Below are 19,055 nucleotides of genomic sequence, written 5' to 3'. Positions count from 1 at the left end.
CGTCAGTGGCGCGCCGGGAGAGCTCGGCGGGGCGGCGGATACGGCGGATACCAGCGCGACGGCGGGGCTCCGTACGCGCCCCGGCGCCGCGCCGGTACACGCCACCCGGCCGTACGACCCGCCTGGGTGCGGTCCGGGGATCACCGAGTCGTCGCCGGGGACGCACGTCGCACTCAGCCCGAGCGGCGCGACGACGCGACGACGCGGCGGCGGATCTCGTCGCCACAGGTGTGGCCCGTGACCTTCTCGATGAGCATGCCGGCCGGCGGACAGTTGGTGTCGGCGTAGTCCCAGCCCTTGCCGGGCCGGAAGTTCGGGAGCGCGAGGTCGACGAGATCCCGCACGTCGTGGTGGGCGAGCGGGCCCTCGATGATCTCCTGCGGGCTGAGGGGGTCGAGGCAGCCGGGCAGGCGACTCGCGGCAACTGACGCTCGGTCATCGGCCGCCCCCGACGGAGGCGACGGCGAGGAGCCGGGGGGGTACCGCTCTCGGCCCGGAGGCCGGTGGACCCGCGCGGTCCGGGCCGCCCGTCCGGTACGCGGGGGCCGGGAGCCGGGTCGTGCACCCTCGCCACGTCGCCCGGCCAACTCACCTTCGCCCGGGCCCGCTTCGCGTCCGGATCATTGACGCTCCACATCCGCGGTGATTCACTTCGTGGCTGAGAGAGCGCTCTCAGAGATCGGGGGCCGGTTGCGGTCCCGTCCATTCACCCTCTGCAGGGAGAGCCGTGTCCATGATTCCCTCTCGTCGTAGTGTGCTGCGCGGGGCTGCCGCCGCCTCGGTGCCGCTGATCAGCGGTGTCTGTTCCGGACCGGCGTTCGCGTCGTCGTCCGCCGCGTCCGACAAGTCCCGGCACGGCGGCGCCTCTTCCCCGCTCGGCCGGAACGTCCTGGTCTTCGATCCGTCCATGAGCGACGCGTCGATCCAGGCAGCGGTCGACGCCGTCTTCACCACCCAGGAGTCCAACCAGTTCGGCGACGAGCGCATCGCGCTCGCCTTCCTGCCGGGCACCTACGCCGTCGACATCAACGTCGGTTTCTACACGCACGTCCTGGGCCTCGGCGCGAGCCCCGCCGACGTGGTGATCAACGGTCATGTCACGGTCGACGCACAGTGGTTCGACGGCAACGGCACGCAGAACTTCTGGCGGGCCGCGGAGAACCTGACCATCGTGCCGCCGGACGGGCTGGAGCGCTGGGCCGTCTCCCAAGCCGCCCCGATGCGCCGCGTCCATGTCAAGGGGAACATGTCCCTGTGGCCGAGCCCGCCCGGCAACCAGTGGTCCAGCGGTGGTTTCCTCGCCGACAGCCTGGTGGACGGCCAGGTCGAGTCCGGCTCCCAGCAGCAGTGGCTGTCGCGCAACGACACCTTCGGCAGTTGGAACGGCTCCAACTGGAACATGGTGTTCGTCGGGACCGGGGGCGCCCCCGCGCAGTCCTTCCCGACCCCGCCGATGACCACCATCGACCGCACCCCCGTGATTCGGGAGAAGCCGTTCCTCACCGTGGACCGCCACGGCTCCCTCCAGGTCTTCGTGCCGGCGCTCCGTACCAACAGCACCGCCACCACCTGGGCGAACGGCCCGGCGCGCGGACACACCATCCCGCTGTCGCACTTCCACGTGGCCGAGCCGGGCGACTCGGCAGCCGAGATCAACCGGGCCCTGGCCCGCGGCAAGCACCTCCTCTTCACCCCGGGCATCTACGACGTCTCCGCACCGCTGCGCGTGAACCGCCCCGGCACCGTGGTCCTGGGCCTCGGCCTGGCCACCCTGCGCTCCACCCGCGGCAACACCGTGATCGAGGTCGCCGACGTCGCCGGTGTCACCCTCGCCGGACTGCTGTTCGAGGCGGCATCCCGGTACACCCCGGTGCTGCTGCGCGTCGGCAACGGCTCCAGCCGCCGGCGGCACACCACCGACCCGACCGTGCTGTTCGACATCGTCGCCCGGATCGGCGGCGCGGTGGCCGGGGGCGCGGGGGTCAGCGTCCAGATCGACAGCAACGACGTCATCTGCGACCACCTCTGGCTCTGGCGCGCCGACCACGGTCTCGACGGCACCGTCGGCTGGACGGTCAACCCCGCCGACACCGGCATCGTGGTGAACGGCGACCACGTCACCGCGTACGGGCTCTTCGTCGAGCACTACCAGAAGTACGAGGTGCTGTGGCAGGGCGAACACGGCCGCACCTACTTCTTCCAGAACGAGCACCCCTACGACGTGCCCACCCAGACGGCCTGGCGGCACGGCTCCACCCTCGGCTACGCGGCCTACAAGGTCGGTGACCGGGTGCGTGAACACCGCGCCTGGGGACTGGGCAGCTACTGCTTCTTCAACCTCGAAGCGGACATCTACACCGAGGCCGCCTACGAGGTCCCCGACACCCCGGGCGTCGTCTTCACCGACCTGATGACGGTCTGCCTCAACGGCCCGGGCGGTGGCGGCATCCTGCACTGCATCGACAAGGCCGGCGACCCGGTCCAGAACGGCTTCGCGACGTACTTCATGAAGTCCTACGCGAACGGGGTCGGCACCGTCTGACGCCGGGAGCGACGACGGCCCGCCCTCCCGGGTGCCGCGTCGGTCGTGGAGTCGGCGCACGGGGGGCGCGGCGGTCCGCCGCGCCCCCGGCATGCGCCGGCTCCGAAGACCGACCAGGTGCGCGCGGCGAACGCGCCCCGGGCTCACGCTGCTCGTATCGGCCCCGGACGGGCTTCCGGTTGGCTCGATAACCACTGAACGGCGCGGGACAGTTGCCCCTCCGAGTCCCGGCGTGATAGCCCACAGGAATGAGCAGAGCGGGCGATGTCCACTTACGCGAGCTGCGGTACTTCACAGCGCTCGCGGAGGAGCTCCACTTCACCCGGGCGGCTGAGCGGCTCTTGGTGTCGCAACCCGCCCTGAGTAAGCAGATCCGCACCCTGGAGAAGGAGTTGGGCGCGGAGTTGTTCGCCCGGCACCGTCGGGGCGTACGGCTGACGAGTGCCGGCGAGGCCCTGCGGCCGTACGCCCTCGCCATGCTCGCCGCCTGGGAGGCGTGCCGGGCGGACGTGGGGCGCGTGACGGCGCGGGAACGTACGACCGTGGTGGTGGGGACGAGTGCGAGTCCGGTGCCCGGCGGTCTGCTTCCCGCGATCCGTTCCCGGCTGGCCGCGGCCCATCCCGGGGCCGAGGTGCGACTGCGCCGGGTGGGCTCTGAGGACGTGACGGCGGGGCTGGCAGGCGGGGAGTGCGACGTCGCTTTCGTCTGGCTTCCCGTGCCGGACCCGGAACGGTTCGCCTGGACCGTGGTGTCCGAGGAACAGAACCTCGTCGCCCTCACGGAGACCCATCCGCTGGCCGCACGCGAGGAGATCGCCTTCACCGATCTGCTGGACGAGCCCTTCCTCGCCCTGCCGAGGAGTGCGGGGCCCCTGCGGGACCACTGGCTCGCCCTCGGCAGCCGGAGCGGCCGGCCTCCCCGGATCGGCGGCGAGGTCAACGGCACCGCCGAGACGCACGCAGCGCTCGCCGCCGGCCTCGGGGTCTGCCTGGTGGCTCGCGGCAACGCCCAGCTCATCGCGCTCGACGGTGTCACGACCCGGCCGGTGACCGGTGTACCACCCAGCAGGCTGGCCCTCGCCTGGCGCCGCGACGACACCCGCCCCCTCGTCCGCGCATACGCGGAGGCCGCCCGCCAGGTGACCGGCGCCCGGTGACGCGCGAGCAGGGGAGAATCGCGGGGCTCGCGGTGGCGTGCACCCACGAGCGGCTCTCCGCACGCGCACGGCGTCCCCGGACTCGAGCGACGCACCCGCCCCCGGGCCGGACGGCAGCGGAACTCTGCCTGTCACCCTTGCGGTTCCGCGAACACCTGTCCGCTCAGCGCGCGGGGCGAGTCACGTGGCCACCTTCGCGCTGAACTCGTGTACTCCTCGGACGACCACCACCCTCGCCGAGGGCCGCCCGCGGGTATGCCGATCGCCGGTCCGAGTGATCACATACACGTTTATTCGGGGCTGGGTTTCGGACCCGATCACAGAAGATCAAGCTCGTCGAGCATCCTCCGTCGAACGAGGCAGTGTCGTTCCGCGGAACGGCGCCTGCCGGAATGGCCGATCGGGCCGCGCGTGATGCCTCACGCGGCGCGCCCTTGTTACGGGAACGGAGAGATGCGGCAGAACTACTCGCGCCACCGGGCCGTACACCGAAGACCAGCGCGCCAACGAGCGTCCTGGCAGGGAGTATTCGTGCCGTCGGGTCACCGCGGGGCCCCGCGGCAGCTGACCCCACTGCCGTTCGACGCCGCACCGCGACCGCACATCGCGCCAGAGCCGTCCCCTTGCCCCTGCGATGTCACCGTGCCTCTCCCAAGCCGTCACCGTCGTCGAAGGGACGCCAAGTGGCTGCTGTCCGGCCTCGCGGTGTGTCCTCGGGCGGACCGGCGAATGGCCCCTCGTTCCCGGGTTGTTGCCTCCCGTCCCCAACTGCTGCCCCGGGGACCGCCAGAAGGCCATCTCGTCCGGTCCCGGCGTCACTTGAGTCGACTTCGCCTATGATGCGAGAAGGGTTATACGCACCGTGAGGGACGGGGTCCGTAAGGTGACTCCAGTCCTCCGGTCCGGCACCGTGGGGGGAAGTTCATGCGCATTCTTCTGAGTATCGAGGGCGGCCTGGCCGACGAACTGGGCACTCTGGAGAGGACGCTGAAACAGGATCTGAGGCGTCAGGGCGTGCGCTCGGTCCGCACCACCACTGAGGTCGAGCAGGGTGCTTTGGGTGCCGTCGAGGTATTGCAGTTCCTCGGCGAAGACGTTGCTCTGCCGACACTCCTCGCGGCCCTCCAGCAGTACGTGACAGAGCGCCTGCGCGGTCCGCGGCGCGGTGGCCTCAAAATCGAGGTGGCCCGGACGGACCTCCCGGACGGCACCCGTCGCAGCGAACTCACGGTAGAAGGGCAGGCAAAGGACGTCGCCGCGGTCCTGAAGGAACTGGGGTGAGCCAGAACCAAGGAAATCCGGACGAGGAGAAAGTATCTCCTGCCCGGTCCACCGCCCTGCTCCTCGGTGGTGTCACCTACCCCTCGAGTGCGTTCGCCCCGGTACACGCCGCGGCCACCAACATCGAGCGGCTGAGCAAGGTGTTCAAAGACCCGGACGTGTGGGGCCTTCGTGGGATGAACCTGGTCGCTTACAAGGACCTGACCCGGTCCGACATGCTGGACGCCATCAGCGCCAGTTACAGGCTGACCCGATCCGACGGGCTCTACGTTCTCTATTTCGCGGGCCACGCTCATTTCGACGGCCGCACCCAAACGCTCTACTTGGCGCCGCACGACACCGGCGACGTGCTGACCCCGCAGAATTCCATGGTGTCGGTAGCCGACATCTTCCGCACCGTCGCGGACGAGGAAGAGCTGGCTGAGCGCAAGCTGCTCATCCTCGACTGCTGCTTCTCGGGTGGTGCGATCGATTCCTTACCCGCTGAGGCGTCGGGCTCGGGCACCGAGCGGGGCTGGTTCGTGATGTCCGCCGCCGCACACAATCAAACCGCACGCGGAGACTCCGGCAGAGAGACCACCTTCTTCACCGGCGCGCTGCTGAAAGCTCTCGACGGGATCGCGGAGAACCGCCCGAGCCTGTCGGCCCAGTGGGTCTTCGACACGGTCGGCGAAATTCTGAAGGACTCCCCCGACGCCGAGGGCACCACACTCCAGGAGCCCCAGCAGTCCGCCGCCACCTGGGCGAACCGCCCCTGGCTCCGCAACCGTAGACACGTTCCGCCGCCTCCTGTCCCGCACACCTTCACCTCTCCCGCGCTGCCGGGCTCCGCACGGGAACCCGCAACGCTTCCTCGCCCGGACGGCTTCCGCGCCTGGCCCTCCCCTGTGACGGACTTCACCGGGCGGAGCCTCGAACTCGAGGATGCCAGAAGGAGGTTCGGACAACGGGCGGTGCTGCCCGTGCACGGTCCGCAGTACGCCGGCAAGTCGGCCTTCGTCCGCCAACTACTCTCCTCCCCCGAGATCAAGGAGGCCGCGCCGGCCGGACAGCCTTGGCTGCTGTTGGAGATGGTCATTCCCAACCCCAGCGCGGAGTCCCCCGTCCTGGGCGCCCTCGCCGACGCCCTCCAGGTCGGGCTGCAGGACATCGGCTTCGACACGACCGGCGGCGCCGCCGACCCGCGCCGACAACTGGTCATCGACCGCTTGCGGGAGCACGCCCGCGGCCACACCCTGCTCCTGATCATCGACTGCGGCCGCCTCGGCTACGACTCCGAGCGGATCGGCGATGAACTCGACGAACTCCTCGGCCACCCCTACTTTCGCGACACGGCGAACATCGTCGTCTCGCGGGTCCCGGTCGAGGTCGAGGGCGGACAGCAACTGACGCAGAAGGCCCCCATTCCCCTGGCCGAGCTGACGGACGACGAGGCAGCCGAGCTCCTCACCAAGCTTCTGGCGTCGGAGCGGATCTCCGTTGACGGCGCAAGCGTTCTCCGTCACATCGAGGACGGGAGGCTGCGCTTGCCGGGTGAGCTGTACCGCGGCGCCAACGGTTACCGCACGACCAAGGGCTCCGCCACCGGCTCCGCTTCCGGCACCCCGCCTCCCGAACCGGATGCCGTGGCGACCGCTCTGGTGGAGGGTACCGCCCCGAACCTCGCCCTCACCCTCGCGGAATTGGGCTGCTCCTTCGCCCCGGTCGGAGAGCAGCCGGCCACGCCGGAAACGCTCGCCCTGCTTGCGGTGTGGAGCCTCGGCGACCGTCTTTCGCTGCCTCGCCAGGTGTTGGAAGACCCCGCCGTCGCTCTCCCCGGCGCGACCTTGGGGATGCTTCTGGACTCCCGGGTTCTCTCGGCGGACGCCTCGGGTGCCCTCACCATCGGTCAGGCGAGTGAACACGCCCTGCGGACCCTTCTCCTGACCGCGCTCGCGGCGCCCCACACTGATCCGTTCACCCGCCCCGTGCTCGCCCGGAAGTACGTGAAGCTCCTGATACCACCGGGGTTGACCGAGAACGGCGACCTCGACCACCGCCTCGCTGCTGCGGCGAGGGTCCTCTTCCCCTCGGCCGCGACCGTACTGGACAAGGCCGGGGACCAGGCCAACGACGTCTTCCAGAGCCAACTGCGCAGCGCTCTGGGCTGGATCGAGGACGACGCGGAGCGTCGGCTGCCGGAGCTGCACGAAGTGGTCTGCGACCTGGTCGTCGCGCCCAAGGGCGACGCGTTGTACCTGCACGGCTCGAAAGAGACGCCGCCCCTCGCGCAAGAAGGGGCCACCGGGTTCCCGCCCACCGGGTCCGACGAGTCCCCGCCCCCACTCGCCGGCGAACCTCTTCCCGCCGCAGTCGAGAGCCTCACCGTCGCCCCCACCCCCCACCCGCTCTTCTCCCTCTACCACGCGGTGGCGACCCTCACCTTCACGGCCCGCCGCGCGGGCGCGGCAGCGGAGCGGGGCACGATGTTCATGGCGGCCGCCGAGGAGGTCTCGACCGCCCTGTCCGCCTGCCGCTCGGGGCAAGTCCCGCACACCCTGCTGCGCTCCATCGACACCTCGCTCGACTACACCGGCAAGCGGCTGGGCCTGACCGTCCGCCTGCTCCCGGTACGGATGCAGGCCACCGACCTGGTGTACGAGGGTGCCCTGGAACGGAGCCCCGGACAGGCGGGCCGGGTCACCCTGGCCGTCTCCTGGCTGCTCAACACCGCCGAGTCACTGATCGACGACAACCGACTCGACGAGGCCAAGACCCTCGTTGACCGGGCACACCTGCTGGTGACCGAGACGCTCCGGCAGGACGACACCCCGCGTTATGTACAAGCGCGTCTCCAAATGAACAGCCGTGTCTGCCGCGCCCGCAGCCGCCTGTTGACCGATCGGGCGGAATGCCGCCGGGAGCTCGTCCAGGCGGTGCGGAACGCGGTCGCCGGCCTCGGGATTGCCCGAGAGCAGAACGAGCCGCTCACTCTGTGGTCGATGCGTCTGCTCGACACGGCCCAGGTCCTGCTCCACCAGAGCACTGACGACGACGAGCTCGACGAGACCCGCGCCCTGGTGATGGATGCCTTGGACGCATGCTGGGGCGACCGGAGAACGTGGCCGCCCACACTGTGTGTGGCGGTAGCACGCTTCCTGCGGAAGGTCCACGCGTGGTACTCGGAGCCGGAGAAGACGCGCCATGGCGCCCAGGAGGCGATATCCCTCCTGGAAGGACTTCCCTTGCTCGACCAGTACCGCCTCGGCGACCGAGGCCCGCACAACAACCTGCCCGCCCCGCGTGAGCCGGGTGCTCCGGCACCCTCGTTGCAGGACCAGGACACCGCTGCCGCCTTGAGCGCACTGGCCCAGTGCTACGGCTTCCTGGCACGGGCACTGCGCGACAGCCAGAAGCACGGCGCCGCACGCGCCCGGCGAGCCAGGGCGGCGGACCGCGCCCTGGCCGCCGTCGAGCTGGCACCCAGCCCGTTCGCGTACTCGGTGTGGCTGCGGCAGGTCACGGACATCTGGCGAACCACCCAGCGGACCAGCGAGGCCGGCGAGGTGGCTGAGCGACGCCGTAAGACGTGTGTCCGGGCGGTCCGGTCCTGGCTGTCACAGGAGAACGACCAGTCCCGTTCCCACGGCTTGCTCGACCTGGCGTGCCTGAATTCCGACTGGGTCTCCCAGGGCAGCCTGCGAGGCGCCGCACAGGAGCCCGGCAAGGACTTCCTGATGGCGCCGCCGGAAACGCAACAGCGAGAGATAGAGCGGATCTACAGCCAGCGCAGCCGGAAGCTGCGGGATCACCGCCACCGCTATGGCCCGTCGATCGAGTTGTGCGCGATCGAAACCCGGCTGGAGCGCGAATACCGCCGCTGGAAGGGCATCCTGGAATACAACATCGCCCTGAAGCAAGGAAAGGGGGGTCGAGGTCCGGGACCGAGCACCAAGACGCCTGTCGTCGACAACAGCCCCGTCCTCGCCCTCTTCGAGAAGGCGTCACGTCTCTGGCCCGGCGACGCGCGGCTCATCTCCACGCAGGCCGCCTTCCACCGGTACGTATGGAACTACGAGAAGGCGATCGAGCTCTACGAGCACCTGGCCCGCACCGCCCCCAACGGGGAAGTGAGCCGGATGGCCCGGCTGTCCGCCGCGGAGGCGATGCTGGCGGAGGCCGCCCACGCCCCAAACCAACGTTCCACCCAGGTGCAAGACCGACTGGCGGCTGCCCACCAGCACCTCGGCTCGGTCGTGGGCCGTGACAGCCGCTTCAGCCTTGCCGCGATCCTTGACGCTCAGGTCGCGTTGCGCCTGAACCAGCCGGTGCGTTGGGATCCCCTTGACGAGGCATTCGAGTCGGTGGTGGGCGGCGACTACGCTGGTACGGTCGGCCGTTTCCTCGACCGCCGCCACTACGGTGAGGGACGCAACCCTTCTCGACTGAGCAACTCGGCGCGCATTACCGTCAAGGGCGGGCTGTCCGGCGGCAACCCGCTCTCCGGCCTTTTCGCGGGTTACCTGGGAGACGAGACGGAAGGGCCGGTCACCCCCGGGTCCGCTACCGATACCGGTTCTCCGGCCCCGGACACCCCCGCCGACCAGGACATGGGGCAGTACACCTCGGAGTTCATAGGCGAACTGCTGCTCACGGACTTCACCAGCGTCCAACTGCTCGACGGCTTGGGCAAGCTCTACCTGGACCGAGCACGTGATGTGGTGGAGCGGTGGGAGGAGGGCGAAGGCAGGTTGCTCGATCCCGACTCCGACACCGCCCGTACGGCAGCGGAGCACGCCCGCCGCGCTTACGACTGCTTCGACGCTTGCCGCCTGCTGCAGTCGGCTCATGGCAACGAGTCCATCGTGGTCAAGTTCGAGCGGGGCCGCGCTGTCACCTTGGGCGCCCGCTACGTGCGCAGTGCCAACCCCTTCCCCCGCACCCTGATGCACGGACGAGGAGACCAGATCGTCCAGGCTGCCAACCTCCTGCTGACTGCCCGTCGGCACAGCGTGGGGGGCTTCAACCGGGTCTGCTCCCGAGCAGTCAGCGACAACTACGGCGTGCAGACCCTTCTGGGCCTGCGCACCGCTCCTGGGCCGAGGTCACGGCCGGGGTCCCGACGGTGAGACGGCGTGTGCCTCTCTCCTGGCGGACGACCGATCCTGATCTCTGACTGTACGAACGAGCCGTCGGCCCCCTGCGGCCTGGACATGGACAGCGGCTGGACTCCGGAGCTCCCACCCCCAGGCCCTCCTCCTCCGCGTCACCCGCCGCCGAGCCGACGTCCTCTTCGCCATGCTCCGCGACGGAACCTTCTACGAGCCCCGGTGGACCGTGGTCCTGGACACGGTTGAGGCCGGCAGGCCCAGGACCGGCCCGATCCGGGCGGGACCGATCCATCGGCTGGTGCGCGGGTCGCGGACCCGGGCTTCGACTGCGGGAAGAGGTGTCGTGCGCGGGTGGCTGGAGGGGTCCTGAAGTCCGACGTCGCCTTCCGCCCGCCTGCGCCAGACCCAAGACCCGCGTCATGTTTTTCGCGGTCCTGCAACGGAGCCGCCGGCCTCCGGGCCCGGCATGACTGTGTCCCCCTGTCGAGGGCATGACTTGGGGAATGTCCCGGGCGGACGCATGTATCGCGCCAAGTGCGCTCGCCCAGAGCCTTGAACCGGCCGGTAAAGGGGTCGAAGGGCAGCCCGGTCGGGCCAGGACATCCTGGTCGCAGCGGCGTACCCACTCGGCAATGGCGGTCAGGGATCTCTGTGTCCGGCGCTGGTGGGTGCACATACGCCGACCGCGAGCAGTGTTGCCAGGTGGAACCGCACCCCCGCGCGGATTCCTCGGATCTGGCACCTGAGCCAGTGCGTCGAGCGGACCGGACGGCACCACCACCTCGGACCGTGGCGCTCCGGACGCGGTGTGTGGCAGGTGCGGAGCGGACGGATCAGATGACGGTGCACGAGCACGGCGACCTCACCGGGACCGGGTCGGTTCACCGGTTGGTGCCGTGAGTTCCTTGGTCATGAAGACGCGGCTGATGCCTGGCGGATCGCAGGGCACCTCTCCGAGCCGCTTCCAACCGTGGTTCTGGTAGAAGCCGGGGGCCTGGAAGGTGATCGTGTAGAGCACAGCCGAGCGGCAGCCACGGGCACGAGCCTCGTCCTCGGCCTTCCGGAGCAGCTCTGTTCCCAGCCCGCTGCCCCGCAGCCGGGGCGGCAGGTAGAAGAGGTCGAGGAAGAACAGCCCGAGCGAGGTGCGCCCGGTCAGTCCGCCGACCACTTGGCGCGTTCCGGGATCACGGACCAGGACGGCCAGAGGTCTGCGGTCGGCGATTCCCGTGTGTTCGATGTTGAAGCGGTCCAGCGCGTCGGAGATTGCCGCAACGTCCTCCGGGTCGGGGGCGTCGGTGAGCACGACGTCGGTCTGAGGTTGGTGCTGGTGGGGGACGGTGACGGCGATGTCGGACACGGGCAAGGCATCTCCAGTACATGAGCGGATGCGGGTGCGGGGCCGGTGAGCCCGACGCACGGGCCGACACTAGGACGGGGACGCTTCGACGGACGTCGAAGGGACGTCGGCGACAATGGGCACCGTGGACATTCAGCGTGCGGGCCAGGATGTGGGTGTGGACCTGGCGGGCGTTGCCAGAATGCTGGCCGACGGCACCCGGGCAGCCTTCTGCCTCGCACTGCTCGACGGCCGGGCATGGACGGCGAACGAACTCGCGCGCTACGCCGGAGTCGCACCGTCCACCGCGACCTCGCACCTGAACCTGCTCGTAAACGGCGGACTCCTCGTCGAGGAGCGACACGGACGCCACCGCTACGTACGGGTGGCCGACCGCACAGTGGTCGAACTGATCGAGAGCCTTGCCGCGCTGGCCCCGAAGCACAGCACTCGGCCACGCTCGCTGGCGGCCTCCGGCCGGCAGCAGGCACTGGCCCGCGCCCGGCTGTGCTACGACCACCTGGCCGGAACCACCGCGCTGGCCATCACCGACGCGATGATCGAACGCGGACTCCTGGAGTGGGGATCCGAGCCGGGCCTGACCGGCAAGGGCGCCCTCTGGCTTGCCGAGGTCGGCATCACGGTGCCCGTCGGCTCACGCCGGCCACCGGTGCGCGCCTGCCTGGACTGGACCGAGCGCCGTCCCCACCTGGCCGGCGTGGTGGGCTCCGCCCTGTCCGCCCACGCACTCGCCGCCGGGTGGATGACGCGCATCGGAACCAGCCGCGCCCTCCTCGTGACACCCGTCGGCAGCCAGGCACTGCACGACCATCTCGGCCTGCCTCCGGCAGAACTCTGATCTCTGGGCCGGACCTGCTCCGACCGCACCGGCGTGTGATCAAGCCGGGCGAACAGGACTCTCCCCGGCACCCTGCCCCACACCTGGAAACTCAGATCAGCTCCCTGCTGGAGGCCCACCTCTCTCCCCGGTCCTGACCTCGGTGCCCGGTGTCGGCGTCAGGGCCGCCGCAGTGCTGCTGACCACCGTCGGCCAAGGCGCCAGCTTCCCCACCGCCGCCCACCTCGCCTCCTGTGCCGACCTCGCCGACCACACAGTTACCGGGAACCTCCGTCCACGGCGGACACGCCCCACGAGGCGGAAACCGCAGCTCAAGCGGCCCCTGTTCCTTTTCGCCATACTCCGCGACGGAACCTTCTGCGAACCCCGAACACCGGCCGTCGCGCCTCAGCGCATGAACGGCACCACCACCCACAAATCCGGCAGCGCGGAGTCGACGAACGACATGGAGGCACCCCCGGTGAATCAGCTGACGTCTCCGCCGTGCCGGGGCTTCGGAGCGCCCGGCGGTACGAAGCACGCGGTGACGGTCTTGCCGGACGCCTGGGGGTGCGTGGCCCAGCCGTCGGCGAGCGCGTCGACGAGAACCATTCCGCGCCCCCCGGTCAACGTGAGGTCCTCCGGTTTCTTGGCGGGCGGGACGGGGTCGGAGTCGTGCACACTCACGTGCAGGCAGTGGCTGTCCCAGGTCAGCACGAGCTGGGCGTCACTGTGTGCATGCACATGTGCGTTGGTGACGAGTTCGGAAACACTGAGCAGGATCGCGTCCACCGATTCGGGCGCGTTCCTGGTCCATTCCAGGGATGCCAGGCGCTGACGCGTCCACTGCCGGCCGGCCCGCACGCCTTGCGACACCGGAAACGTCTGAGCCCATCCCATCGCGCGCAGCGACGTGTCCTTCGGCATTGCTCCTCCCTCGTTAGGTACTTTTCACCGTCTACCCCCGCCTTCGGCCCCTCACCACCCGCGGCGTCGCCTCCTGCGTGAGAGTCAGGCTGCGGGGCCCGACACTCTTTGCCCGCAGGTCGGGTCTGAACCGGACCTCCCGCACCGGTTCACCTTGTCGTTCGACGCATGCGACGCCGCCGTTGCAGGGAACTGCCGCACGAACGCCGGGGACTGTCCGACCGTCAGCCCGTGTTCGCCGGGCCCCGCCGTTCAGTAATCCGATGACGCCACGGCCCGCCCCTCCTCCGGCGCCGTATCCCACGCGGCCGCGCACAGGGCCTCGGCCACGGCCGCCGTGTAACGGGCGGCGGTGAGCCAGTGCAGGGCGAAGCCGTCGGTGTCGGCCGGGAGGAGGCGGCCGAAGTGGTCGCGCTCCCGCTGGGCCGCCGAGGCGCACAGCGCGGTGAGGAGTCCGGCGGCCGTGGGGAGGCCCGCGCGGCCGATGCGGCGGGTCTCGGAGGTGAGGTCGCCGAGCATGCCGAGGGCGGCGCGGCCCGCCGGGACCGCCTGTTCGACCCGCCGCTCCAGGAGGTACAGGGGTGAGTGGATGCCGGGTCCGCCGGCCTGCGGCGGGGCGGGGTGCACGGGGGCGGTCGGGTCCGGCAGATCGGCGCGGCGCAGGCGGTCGAGGCCGAGGTCGATCGTGCCGTCGCCGGTCGGGTGCGAGCAGGCGAGGAGGGCGAGCCGGGGATGCGAGGCGGGGACGAGGCGGCCGATGATCCTCAACCGTGTCCCCGGCGCCGTGGCCAGCAGCATCAGGTTGTCGCGGTGGGCGAGCGCGGGGTCGTCGTCGGCGACGGTGAGCCGGACGGAAACGCCCCCTGCGCACCGCGCGAGCAGGCAGGTGCCGCCCGTTTCCCGCACGGCGCCGAGGAGTTCGACGTCCAGGAAGAGCAGATCACTGCCGCTACCGTCCGGGTCCGCGTAGCGCGCGGTGGACCGCAGGGCGCGGGAGGCCTGCACGGACGGCGGCGGTTCCCACAGAGCGGCGAGCGGCGGCTCCGTCCACGCCGCGCCCTGGGCGGTGACGGCCTTGACGCCCTTCCCCGCGCCCAGTCTGCCGTCCGGCGAGACCGTCGCGCCCGAGACCGCCAGGCCGGCCCGTCCCAGCTCGCGATGGGTGAGCGCGCTGTCTCCCAGGCGTACGGCCCGGTCGGCCACGCCCAGGGCGCGTCCGACGCCGCCGGGGGCCACGTCTCCGACCGTGTGGAGGCGGCCGTCGGGTGCGGCGACCCAGGTGCGGACGCCGCCGTGCCCGGAGTCGGTGACCACGGGTTCGGTGAAGAGGCCGTACAGGCGCAGCGAGCCGTCGGGGCTGTACGGGCGGCGCGCGCGGCCTCTCAGGGCTGCCAGCTCCGCCCCGGAGGCGGTGCCCAACCGGTGGACGGTGCCCAGGAGTTCGGCCAGGGCCGTGACGAGGTCGGCGGTGCGGTAGGACGGGTCGCCGGTGCGGGCGGCGCGCAGCAGCGTGACGACGGACAGCGCGGCGGCCGCGGCGCGCGGCAGGTGCCGGAGCCGGGCGGTGTGCGCGGCGCGGAGGAGGGCCGACTGGGTGACGGCGCCGGCCCCACCGACGCCGGCCTCCAGCACGGCGGCGCCGGCCGACCAGAGGGCGTCCGCCGCGGCGCGCTGGGCCGGGCTCGCCACCTCGTTCGCAGCGGCGGGATCGGCGGCGGGGTCCGGATCGGGCCCGGGGACCGGATCCGTCGCCGAGGCGCCTTCGCCGGGCGGCCGGCCGGATCCGCCGTCGCCTGAGGTCGCCGGGTCGGCGGTGGGGGCGGCGCAGGCGGCGGCCGCGCGGTGGACGCAGGCGGGGGCGAGGAGGCAGCCGCAGGCGATGGCGTCCACCGTCGCCACCACGCCGCCCGGGGCGTGCAGGCGCAGCTCGGTCTCGTCGTCGACCGTGATCGTCACCGTGTCCCCGGAGCGGCGCGTCGGACGGGCGCCGAGTTTGGTGACGGCGGCGTCCAGCCGCTTGCGCAGCCGGGGCGAGAGTTCCTCGACCAGGGTGGCCGTGACCTCCGGCGCGACAGGTGGCAGCGGCGAGGCGGTCATGCGGTCTTCTCCCCTATCCAGCGGGCCAGTTCGAGTGGGCTGAGAGCCGCCACGGGCATGCCGGCAGCTACGAGTTGCCCGGCGACACCGGTCGAGTAGCGGGGGCGGCCGGCATCGTCGAGACTCGCGCACCCGAGGACGTGGCTCCCGGTGTTCACGAGGGCCCGCACCTCGGCCAGGAGTCCGGCGAGCGGCGCTCCCTCCTCGAAGTCGCTGATGAGCACGACGAGGGTGCGGCTCGGCACCGTGATCAGGCTGCGGGCGTGCCGCAGTCCGGCGGCGATGTGGGTACCCCCGCCCACGCTCACCTCCAGCAGGAGGGAGAGAGGGTCGCGCACATGGCCGGTGAGGTCGACGACCTCCGTGGAGAAGGCCAGGAAATGGGTGCTCAGGGTCGGCACCCCGGCGAGCACGGAGGCGGTCAGCGCGGACCAGATCGTCGAGGCTTCCATCGATCCGGAGACGTCGGTGACCAGGATCAGGCGCCAGTCGGCCGAGCGGCGGACGCGGCTGCGGAACACCGGTTTCTCGGGGATGACCCGGACCGTTCCGTCGGCCGTGCGGCGGGCGGTGGCCAGGTTGGCGCGCAGGGTGCGCGGCAGGTCCAGCCGGCCGCCGGGGCGGCGGGTGGGCCGGGCCGACATCGTGCCGGTGAGGGCGGGGCGCAGCCGGGTGGCGAGTTGCCGGGTCAGTTCGTCGACCAGGTGGCGGACCAGGGGCCGGAGCGCCGCCAGGCGGGCTTCGGGGAGGCCGCCGGCGTACCGCAGGATCGTCCGGAGCAGTTCCACGGAGGGGGTGGTGGCCGCCGGGTCGAGTGCGGCGAGGACGTCCTGACGGCCCGTCATGGCTGCTGCGGCGAGGACCTCCTCGCGGATGCCGGGTCCGAACAGCGCGGACAGCTCCTCGGACCATTCGCGGACGCCGGGGAACGACGGTTCCCGGCCGCCCCGCTGTCCGGGGCCGCCACCGCGTCCGTGACCGGGGAGGCCGCTGCGGGAACCCTCGCCGTGGCCGGCGCCGTAGAGCTCGTCCAGGGCCGTCGCCGTCCGGGCGGCGCGGGAGGGAAGGCTGTCGGTGCGCCGGCCGAGCACGAGCCGCCAGCGGTCGGCGGGTGCCAGGGTCCTCGCGTGGGCGGCGCCGCTCGGCGGCGCGGTGGCCGGTACGTCGGCGGGAAGGCCGGACAGCGGGGTGCACCGGTCGTCGTGCGCGGGCGCCGGAAGGGGGAGGCCGAGGCCGGCCAGGAGGTCGCGGGCGGCGAGGTCGGCGGCCGTACGGCGGGCCAGTTCGACCGGGTCGTCCTCGTCGAGGTGGTCGAGCCGTTCGCCCAGCCGTTCCTCGACGGTGTCCAGCAGCCGCTCCCGGGCGGCCGGGCTCAGGGTGTCGAAACCACCGCGCAGGGCCGGCAGCCGGGCCAGGAAGGCGGTGTCCTCCAGTTCCACGACCCGCTGCAGCAGCGGGTCCAGGGCACCGGCGCCGACGGTCAGGAGCGGGCCCGCCACCGTCAGGAGACCGGTGAGGCGGGCGGTGAGCGCGGCCCGGGAGGGGCCGTCCACGGCTCCGTCGACCCAGGAGGCGACGCGCCCGCCGAAGGTCTCGGCCTCCTGGTGCCCCGTGAGCACGCGGATCGCCCCGGCGGCCGCGGCGATCAGGGGGGTACCGTCGGCGGTCAGCCGGGCGAGTGCGTCGGTGAGTCGGATGCCGCCCAAGCGGTCGGCCCGCTGGGCCAGTTCGAGCAGGGCCCGGGCGTCCTCGGGCTCGTCCGAGCCGGTCAGACCGTCGATCTGGCGGACCGCGGCCGACGTGAGGAGTTCGGCCGCGTGTGCGGTGCGGGAGGCCCGGTCGGCGGCAGCGGTGTCCCGGCCCGAGGGAGCGTCCGGCGCGGCCGGACCGGGCAGGAGGCCGGCGTCGATGCGGTCCAGCAGGTCGAGCCCGGTGAGGAGTTCGGGCAGGGTGCCGCTCGCGGGGAGTACGGCCGCCAGTTCCGTCAGCCGTTCACCGGCCAGGGCGGTGAGCCCGCACTCCGCGGCCTCCGTGAGGCCGCGGACGACCTGGGCCGCCGTCGGGCCGCCCTCCGCCCGCTCCGCCGTGCGCCGCTGCCGCAGCACGCCCTCGGCCGCCTGGGCCGGGGTGACACCGCGGGCCCCGGCCGCGGTGAGCATCGCGGCCGTCGCGGGGGTCCACCGCACCTGCCAGCGCGTCGTGAGACCTTCCGTGCCCGCCGCGCCGGTCACCTCCTGTTCCTGTCCGTAGGGGATGCCGCACACCGCCAGCCTGCGCAGCAGGAGTTCGCGGCGCCGGTCCAGGGGGGAGCGGACCGGGTCGAGCCGGAGGTCTCGCGGTGTCTTCTCGTGGGTGGCCTCCGGGCCGGGGAGGGAGAGCGCCGCGATCTCGTCCTCGACCGCGGGGCCCAGTCCGCCGCGCGGAGCGCCGGGCGCGGGCCGTCCGGTGCGGACTCCGACGAGTACCCGTTCGAGGGTCCGGGCGACGGCGCGGCCCGTGCCGTAGGTCTCGCCGCGTCCCAGCACCGTCTGCACGGCCTCCAGGAGTTCTCCGCGGCCGGGGGCGGGCAACCCACGCAGGCGGGCCAGGTCACCGGCCATCCGGACGACCTCCCGGCCGTCCGCCGGTCCGTAGGGGTGGCCCTGCCCGCGCAGGTCGGCGCAGACGCGGACCGCGGTGCGGATCAGCGCCTCGTGCAGCGCGGCCGGGTCCCCGGCCGCCTCCAGGACGGTGTGCTGCCACTCCGGGTCGCGGATACCGGCCGGATACCCGGAACGTGAGTCGAGCAGTGGGTAGGTGTAGGGGACCAGGGAGACCGTGCACGGTGCCGTCCCTGCCGCGCCGTCGCCGGTGCCGTCCACACCCGGCGCGGCACCCACGGCGGTCCCTGCGGTTCCGGCGGTTCCGGCGGTTCCGGCGGTTCCGGCGGTTCCGGCGGTTCCGGCGGCGGACGGGAGCAGCGCCGGGGTGTGGAAGGCTCCCACCAGTACGGCGGGGCGCCGCCCGTCCGCCATGGCCCGGGCCACGTGCCCGCGCATGCACGTCTCGCGCGCCAGGTCCGTGCCGGTCACTCCGCCCCGTGCCTCCGTCTCTTGGCGCAGCGCCCAGCCGGTGAGCAGGGCGGCACGGCGGAGCGCCTCGGGGGTCGAACCGGGCGCGAGGGCTTCCACCATCCGGTCCCACAGGTCGTCTCCGTCCCGGCCGGTGAGCCGGGACCGGAGCGCGTCGGACAGCCCGTGCCCCTCCCCCGGCCCGGGCGCAGGCCCGGCGTCCGGGGCCGGGGCGGGGGTCTTGGAGCCGCCGCCCGTCCACGCCCGGTCGGCGAGCGGCAGGTCGCAGGCCACGGCCGGGACGCCGTTCCGGGCCGCCCAGCGCAGGGCGACCAGTTCGGGCGAGAAGTCCGCGAACGGATAGAAGGCCGGGCCCCGTTCGCCCGGAGGGCCGGGCCCGTCGGGGAGCACGGCGGCCAGCGCCACCGGGGCCTCGGTCTCCTCGTGGGCGAGCCAGCCCAGCCAGGGCTGGAACTCGGCGGGCAGTTCGACGAGGAGGACGTCGGGGGCGGCCGTGTCCAGCAGGGCCGGCAGGGCGGCCGCCAGCGAGGGCGCGTGGTGGCGCACCCCGATGAGGAACGGTGACCGGGGCCCGGTCGCCGCGAGCGCCGCCACCGCGGCATCCGGGGTGGCGGGTCCGGCCGCCGGGCCCGGGGCCGGGTGAGCGGTGGGCGCACCGGCGGTGGGCGACACCTCGGTGGCAGGCCGCGTAGCGGGGGAGATCGACTCGCTCATCC

Annotated in this window: 10 protein-coding genes and 2 pseudogenes; 6 read left to right on the top strand and 6 right to left on the bottom strand. The window is 72.1% G+C overall.

Annotated elements, in window-relative coordinates; genetic code table 11:
* Positions 1-173: 173 nt before the first annotated feature.
* Positions 174-344 (bottom strand): serine hydrolase, encoded by a 171-nt coding sequence (locus tag PZB77_RS28430; protein ID WP_275495492.1) that lies wholly within the window; start codon positions 342-344, stop codon positions 174-176.
* Between the two features lie 389 nt (positions 345-733).
* Between PZB77_RS28430 and PZB77_RS28425 the strand changes: the two genes are divergently transcribed.
* From PZB77_RS28425 to PZB77_RS28410, 4 genes are all read left to right on the top strand, one after another.
* Positions 734-2,542: an adenylyl cyclase gene (locus PZB77_RS28425; protein WP_275495491.1), complete on the top strand. Its 1,809-nt coding sequence runs from the start codon at positions 734-736 to the stop codon at positions 2,540-2,542.
* 248 nt (positions 2,543-2,790) lie between these two features.
* A complete protein-coding gene (locus tag PZB77_RS28420) occupies positions 2,791-3,699 on the top strand; it encodes a LysR substrate-binding domain-containing protein (RefSeq protein WP_275495490.1) in 909 nt (302 codons plus the stop codon).
* A gap of 924 nt (positions 3,700-4,623) precedes the next feature.
* The gene (locus tag PZB77_RS28415; protein WP_275495489.1) at positions 4,624-4,980 is read left to right on the top strand and encodes a hypothetical protein; all 357 of its coding nucleotides are present in this window, start codon (positions 4,624-4,626) and stop codon (positions 4,978-4,980) included.
* Positions 4,977-10,088 carry a caspase family protein gene (locus PZB77_RS28410; protein WP_275495488.1) on the top strand — a complete coding sequence of 1,704 codons (5,112 nt, stop codon included), beginning with the start codon at positions 4,977-4,979 and terminating at the stop codon, positions 10,086-10,088. The genes PZB77_RS28415 and PZB77_RS28410 overlap by 4 nt, the downstream gene beginning before the upstream one ends.
* Before the next feature lie 213 nt (positions 10,089-10,301).
* Here PZB77_RS28410 and PZB77_RS28405 read toward each other — a convergent pair.
* Positions 10,302-10,478: pseudogene (locus tag PZB77_RS28405) on the bottom strand (IS481 family transposase); the annotation flags it as partial.
* A gap of 454 nt (positions 10,479-10,932) precedes the next feature.
* Complete coding sequence (locus PZB77_RS28400) at positions 10,933-11,427, bottom strand: GNAT family N-acetyltransferase (protein WP_275495487.1); 495 nt, start codon at positions 11,425-11,427, stop codon at positions 10,933-10,935.
* 115 nt (positions 11,428-11,542) lie between these two features.
* On the opposite strand from PZB77_RS28400, the gene PZB77_RS28395 reads away from it, so the two are divergent.
* Both PZB77_RS28395 and PZB77_RS28390 read left to right on the top strand, forming a co-directional pair.
* Entirely contained in the window at positions 11,543-12,265 is a 723-nt protein-coding gene (locus PZB77_RS28395) for a helix-turn-helix transcriptional regulator (RefSeq protein ID WP_275495486.1), read from the top strand.
* A gap of 83 nt (positions 12,266-12,348) precedes the next feature.
* Positions 12,349-12,641: pseudogene (locus PZB77_RS28390) on the top strand (transposase); the annotation flags it as partial.
* Positions 12,642-12,730: 89 nt separating this feature from the next.
* On the opposite strand, the gene PZB77_RS28385 reads toward PZB77_RS28390, so the two are convergent.
* From PZB77_RS28385 to PZB77_RS28375, 3 genes are all read right to left on the bottom strand, one after another.
* The gene (locus PZB77_RS28385) at positions 12,731-13,171 is read right to left on the bottom strand and encodes an ATP-binding protein (protein ID WP_275495485.1); all 441 of its coding nucleotides are present in this window, start codon (positions 13,169-13,171) and stop codon (positions 12,731-12,733) included.
* Positions 13,172-13,423: 252 nt separating this feature from the next.
* Entirely contained in the window at positions 13,424-15,268 is a 1,845-nt protein-coding gene (locus PZB77_RS28380; protein WP_275495484.1) for a hypothetical protein, read from the bottom strand.
* Positions 15,265-19,053, bottom strand: a complete 3,789-nt coding sequence (locus tag PZB77_RS28375; protein ID WP_275495483.1) for a DUF5682 family protein — start codon at positions 19,051-19,053, stop codon at positions 15,265-15,267. The genes PZB77_RS28380 and PZB77_RS28375 overlap by 4 nt, the downstream gene beginning before the upstream one ends.
* Positions 19,054-19,055: the final 2 nt, after the last annotated feature.

The organism is Streptomyces sp. AM 2-1-1 (genome assembly GCF_029167645.1).
GTDB lineage: Bacteria > Actinomycetota > Actinomycetes > Streptomycetales > Streptomycetaceae > Streptomyces.
This window is presented reverse-complemented; position numbering and strand designations above follow the sequence as displayed.

Bases quoted from the DNA above. Each gene is read 5' to 3' on its own strand.
- PZB77_RS28380 (WP_275495484.1), bottom strand. From the start codon at position 15,268: ATGACCGCCTCGCCGCTGCCACCTGTCGCGCCGGAGGTCACGGCCACC.
- PZB77_RS28395 (WP_275495486.1), top strand. From the start codon at position 11,543: ATGGGCACCGTGGACATTCAGCGTGCGGGCCAGGATGTGGGTGTGGAC.
- PZB77_RS28385 (WP_275495485.1), bottom strand. From the start codon at position 13,171: ATGCCGAAGGACACGTCGCTGCGCGCGATGGGATGGGCTCAGACGTTT.
- PZB77_RS28415 (WP_275495489.1), top strand. From the start codon at position 4,624: ATGCGCATTCTTCTGAGTATCGAGGGCGGCCTGGCCGACGAACTGGGC.
- PZB77_RS28425 (WP_275495491.1), top strand. From the start codon at position 734: ATGATTCCCTCTCGTCGTAGTGTGCTGCGCGGGGCTGCCGCCGCCTCG.
- PZB77_RS28375 (WP_275495483.1), bottom strand. From the start codon at position 19,053: ATGAGCGAGTCGATCTCCCCCGCTACGCGGCCTGCCACCGAGGTGTCG.
- PZB77_RS28420 (WP_275495490.1), top strand. From the start codon at position 2,791: ATGAGCAGAGCGGGCGATGTCCACTTACGCGAGCTGCGGTACTTCACA.